We start from the raw sequence: 4,576 nt of genomic DNA, 5'->3' as shown, positions 1-4,576 counted from the left end.
GAAGCTGCTGGACATCGTGAAGATGTAAAGCTGCCACATCGCGGGCGCGCGGCAACCCGCCGACATAAGTCGCTGGGTGCCGTCGGCATACCGGGGTTACTCCGTTCGCGGGTTCCAAAAAGGCACGATCCGTTAGCGGATCAACCAACCGGCCCCCCCCGTAGCGCGACCGCGCCGTTCACCGCTGCTCCTGCTCGACGAACAACACCAGACGGGGCGAGCGCTTGGTCCCATTGTGCCGAGATTATGTCGAGATATCGGCGCACTTCGGCCAATTGCTTGCTTTGAAGCTTCCATACGCGTTCGCACTCAGCGCGCTGGCTTCGTGCGAGGCCAACGTTCGATAGCGCGTCAGATGTTTTGTGATCGCCTGACGAGAGACGTTTGAGCCATCGGTCAGACGTACGATCGAAAGCGGGCCGTCCTCACACAGCCGGGCAACAATCTGCAGGAGAGTCTGGTCGCCAAGGGCTGTGAATACTGCGGCAGCTCCGGAAACGCCGACGGACTTGGAGGAGCGCCATCGTGGCATGCTCACCCGCTCTTTTCGTCAGGGTATGCCGTGAAGGTATTTCTTGATGAGCGTCGTCTGGGCGGCCCAGCCCTGTTCATTCATCGTGAATGCCTGCCTGGGCGCGGAGCGTGAGGGGGATCTGATCGAAACCGGATTCGGTGATCGTCAACGCCGAGCCGCCGGTACCTCTACCAGTTCGATGACGACGAGCGTGGTGGGCTCTTTTAAATAGTCGAGGTTCGGATCGACGGCGAATGGATGCCACCGGAAGGAAATAGTCGCATAGGTTTGATGCGCTCGACGTCGAGTTCGAACGCCTTTCCCGAATAGGGTTCCTGCGAGTCCGCGCCTTCAGCATCGACGGTCGTCGGGGTGATCCTCCCGGTAAGACGGGAGTCGGCGACGAAAGCACTGTCGAACTCGATGCCGAGCCACCTGCCGAATTGCTTCGCATCGCTCATAGCCCGCCATACGCGTTCGCACGGGCGCGCGAAGCAGGATCTTCTTCTCGATGCGATCGGTCTGTTGAGCCATTTGCCGCCTGTAATACGCCACCGTAAGTCGCATCTACGCTGACATGGCCCGAGAGCATACGCAACCAATTAGTTGCGCAGCGTGCGCCTTGGCTCGAAGCATCTCCGATCTCCGCGGCGCCACCGTCGACAAACAATTCGATGCCGTTCACGACGCTGCTGTCCTCCGACGCCAGGAACGCGGATGCCTTACTGACTCTTCATCGCATCACGCGGCCGGCACAATCCGGTGACCGTAACAATGCCGCGGGAAGGCATCGGCGTTGCGCTCGCCGTCCCGTTCTCTCCGGACGCTGCGTTTCGTGAACGCATCGACATGCGTCCGTTCCTCAGGCGCGTTTGACCATCGCCCGCGCGACGGACAGCATGATGTGCGATGCCGTCTCGGTATCCTCGGCAGTTACGTCAAGGTGCGTAGTGGCGCGAATGAAGTTGCCCCCGATCGCACGCACCCGCACACCTTTGGACAGGCAACGCTCGGCGAAGGTCTCGGCGTTTATGGATTCCGGGTCGAAGGTAAAGCGCACGATGTTTGAACTCGGCTGCGCCGGGTCGAAGCGGAACAGATCGCAGGCCGACAGCGTGCGCCAGATCGATTGCGCGTGCGCGTGGTCGGCCTTGAGTTGCTCGATATGGTGCTCCAAGGCATAAAGGCCCGCGGCGGCCAGTATGCCGGATTGCCGCATTGCGCCGCCCAGGCGGTATTTCCATTGCCAGGCGTCACGCACAAAGTCGGCGCTGCCACACAGTACGGCTCCCACGGGGCAGCCCAGCCCTTTGCTGAGGTCGATCCACACGCTGTCCCAACCGGCGGCGTAGTCCACGGCGGCGATGCCGGTGGCTGCGGTCGCGTTTAGCAGCCGGGCGCCGTCGATGTGGCATTTCAAGCCGTGTGAATGGGCCGCATCACGCACCGCCCGCAGTTGCGGCAAGGGCCAGATGGCGCCGCCGGAGAAGTTGGTGGTCTGTTCGACCGCGAGCAGGGTCGAGCGGGGTGCGGTTCGGGTACGTGGCCGTTTGGCATGAACCACCTGCTGCGCGTCAAAGATGCCGTGCGGCGACGGCAGCGCACAAATCGATACCCCGGCGAGCGCGGCGGAACCCGCCGCTTCCGTACCATAGATGTGCGATTGATGGTCGCAAATCAGTTCGTCGCCTGGCCGAGTGTGGGTGAGGATGGCTGCCAGGTTGCACATGGTACCCGATGGCATGAACACGCCGGCCTCCTGGCCAAGCAGGTCCGCCACCTTTGCGCACAGTTGCAGGGTGGTCGGGTCGTCGTCCGATTGCTCGTCGCCGACCACCGCCTGGGCCATGGCGGCACGCATGCCGGGCGTCGGCTTGGTCTGGGTGTCGCTATAAAGATCGATGCAATGAGGTTTCATAGGAGTTCAGTGTCGAGGAGCTTTTCAGTTTCGAGGAGCTTGACGGAGCGCGCAGACAAAACCCGGGAACCGGTCGGTCCTCACAGCCCGACCGGTTCCTGAGGGCTTTAAACAGGCGCTATCGACCCCGTAGCGGGCTAGTAGCCGTCGGGACGATACATTCCGCGACAGCACATCTGCAACTTAAATCTGCGTATAGGCGCCGAGAGGTCCAGTCTATTGCGTCGGTTTTTTCTTCACGGACGGAATGCACGTGTAAAGCTCGACGCATCGTTGAAACCCCGATCTCCTGCACTGCCATATGCGGAAAGCGGACCAGCTCATCGGCCGCCATTCGCGGCCTGCGGCTGCGGATATACTAAGCGGCCAGCCCGCCTTCATGCTCCAGTAGACGGTACACGCTGGCGCGCGAGAGATGCCGCGATGCGAACACGCTGTCAGGGGACAAATCCGGGTCGTGCAGATTGTTCGCGACACACCGGCGCACTTGTCCATAAACAACAGGACGGATCGCGCCTTCGATATCGCACTGCTGGAATTACACGGGTATGCACCGTTGCTCCGGCGCGAACAGGCAAGACGAGAGCGCTTCAGATAGACAGGGCGGTTTCAAACTGAAGTGCAACACGCGAGTCTAGTGTTTAGAACCGTGAGGTTGGCTCGCTGAGGCGAGCGTGGCGGCGAAGACCTCGAATGGAGAATGGAACGCGTGAGTCGCGCGAGGCCGGCTGTTTAGGCTGTCGGCGATGGCGTCGAGTTCGTCCTGACTGTAGACCGATAGGTCGGTGCCTTTAGGCAAATATTGACGAAGCAATCCGTTGGTGTTTTCGCAGGTCCCGCGCTGCCAGGGGCTGTGCGGGTCGCAGAAGTAGACGCGCACGCCAGTGGCAGCAGTGAGTTCTTGATGCCGCGACATTTCTTTGCCCTGGTCGTAGGTGAAGGTTTGTCGCAAGGGCGCGGCAATCGAGTTGAGTTTGGCAGAGAAGCCCGCCAACGCTGAAGCGGCGGTGGCACCTTCCATCTTCGCAAGCAGCACCAGGCGGCTGGTCCGTTCGACCAGAACGCCTACCGAAGATTGGTTGCCAGCGCCCTTGGTGAAGTCGCCTTCCCAATGACCAGGCAGCAGTTGGTCGTCGATTTCGGGCGGGCGCACATGAATGCTGACCATATCCGGAATCTGTCCGCGCCGGTCTGTGCCGCGTGTGCGCGGCATACGGGTGCTGTGGCCGTGGCGCAGGCAGGCAATGAGCTGACGGCGCAGTTCGCCGCGCGGCTGGGCGTAGATGGCCGTGTAGATGGTTTCGTGCGAAACCTGCTGGGTCGGGTCGGCCGGATAATTGGGTAGCCACGTCTCCTCTCGGAAACGCGGCCCCCGAGGAACTGTACGTGCGAGTTTCCCCGCATACAGCTCGAGCACAGCATTAAACGTCATACTGACGCCGGTCATACCAGCCTTCATACGACCTTCGCAAACGTCACGTCGTTGATTCACCTCATTGCTGCGGCGAGAGGCGCTGAACCGTAGCCCCACCGGTCACTCACAAGCTGCCCCTCGTTGAATCTAAAACGCTGGTCTGCGACAACTGCACCACGCGGAAGTCTGCACCCTTTCAGGTCGGGGCAAAACTCGAACCCCTATGCGACCCATTACAGGCCGCCGTTCGTTTTCTCCGCGTTCTCTTACCCGCTCGACCAACAGCTTCCCTTGCGGGTTGCCTGCCAGATACCGCGATGAACTGCGACGCTGGCGGACAATCGGGCTTACTGTGTTCCGCATAAAGGACAAGAGCAGGTTAGGTTCCGCCTTTTCGCCGACAGTCGTTAGTCCGTGTGTCCCTACGTATGAGAGGGACAGCCAACTGTATGCCTTTTGGCTCAAGCCTGACAGCGCCTTTGGCTTGCTACTGATCACGACGTTTATCAGCAGTTCGCATTCGCTAACCATACTGCCCAACCTTGCACCCCATCCGCCGCGGCGCTGGCAGACAACAACATTCTCTCGCGAGATCGCCGTCGCTCAATGAGCGGGTTACGTTGTCCCAGTGGCTTCACACCGGCTCGTTACCAATCCCGCATGCACCGGTAGGTTACGGCTGACGGAACAGCCGGTTTCCTCTCTGGCCAACAACGCCAGACGAAACAAT

Annotated in this window: 3 protein-coding genes and 1 pseudogene; 1 reads left to right on the top strand and 3 read right to left on the bottom strand. The window is 60.8% G+C overall.

Translation table 11 applies throughout. The features are described 5' to 3' along the window. Positions 1–578: 578 nt before the first annotated feature. Positions 579–746 carry a hypothetical protein gene (locus P0D89_RS51045; RefSeq protein WP_408379327.1) on the top strand — a complete coding sequence of 56 codons (168 nt, stop codon included), beginning with the start codon at positions 579–581 and terminating at the stop codon, positions 744–746. Here the strand turns inward: P0D89_RS51045 and P0D89_RS51040 are convergent. The 3 genes and pseudogenes from P0D89_RS51040 to P0D89_RS51030 form a co-directional block, all read right to left on the bottom strand. Continuing rightward, positions 739–975 (bottom strand): SRPBCC family protein, encoded by a 237-nt coding sequence (locus tag P0D89_RS51040; protein ID WP_408379324.1) that lies wholly within the window; start codon positions 973–975, stop codon positions 739–741. The genes P0D89_RS51045 and P0D89_RS51040 overlap by 8 nt on opposite strands. 401 nt (positions 976–1,376) lie before the next feature. Further along, positions 1,377–2,432, bottom strand: coding sequence for a threonine aldolase family protein (locus tag P0D89_RS51035; RefSeq protein WP_408368178.1), 1,056 nt, complete (start codon positions 2,430–2,432; stop codon positions 1,377–1,379). Between the two features lie 634 nt (positions 2,433–3,066). Further along, positions 3,067–3,771 (bottom strand): annotated as a pseudogene (locus P0D89_RS51030) (IS30 family transposase); the annotation flags it as partial. Positions 3,772–4,576: the final 805 nt, after the last annotated feature.

This window comes from Paraburkholderia sp. RL18-085-BIA-A (assembly GCF_046027075.1).
Lineage (GTDB): Bacteria > Pseudomonadota > Gammaproteobacteria > Burkholderiales > Burkholderiaceae > Paraburkholderia.
The sequence above is the reverse complement of the archived record's forward strand: the minus strand, read 5'-3'. Positions and strand labels throughout refer to the sequence as shown.

What these genes read in the sequence shown, in the direction of transcription:
- P0D89_RS51045 (WP_408379327.1), top strand. Translation starts at nt 579, where the DNA reads ATGAGCGTCGTCTGGGCGGCCCAGCCCTGTTCATTCATCGTGAATGCC.
- P0D89_RS51040 (WP_408379324.1), bottom strand. Translation starts at nt 975, where the DNA reads ATGAGCGATGCGAAGCAATTCGGCAGGTGGCTCGGCATCGAGTTCGAC.
- P0D89_RS51035 (WP_408368178.1), bottom strand. Translation starts at nt 2,432, where the DNA reads ATGAAACCTCATTGCATCGATCTTTATAGCGACACCCAGACCAAGCCG.